Source organism: Psychroserpens mesophilus, assembly GCF_050617655.1.
Classification (GTDB): Bacteria; Bacteroidota; Bacteroidia; order Flavobacteriales; family Flavobacteriaceae; genus Psychroserpens; species Psychroserpens mesophilus_A.
This window is the reverse complement of record NZ_JBODQC010000561.1, coordinates 1-231: the sequence shown is the minus strand read 5'-3', so window position 1 is coordinate 231 and position 231 is coordinate 1. Positions and strand designations below refer to the sequence as shown.

General features: G+C 56.7%; 1 protein-coding gene. It reads left to right on the top strand.

The window, feature by feature from the left end:
• Nucleotides 1–231 (top strand): hypothetical protein (locus tag ACRHNM_RS18420; RefSeq protein WP_431138075.1); only part of this gene is annotated, 231 nt, incomplete at both ends.

The following is a 231-nucleotide window of genomic DNA, read 5'->3' as shown; positions in this document are numbered from 1 at the left end:
AACATCATCCTCAAAGGGGATGTGGACGGATCGGTGGAAGCCCTGTCGGATTCTTTCCAGAAATTGTCTACGGACGAGATCCAGGTCAACATCATCCACAAGGGCGTGGGCGCGATTACCGAATCGGACGTGCTGCTCGCCTCCGCTTCCGACGCATTTATCATCGGCTTTAACGTACGGCCCATGGGGAACGCGCGGGAGGTTGCCGACAAGGAGGAAATCGACATCCGG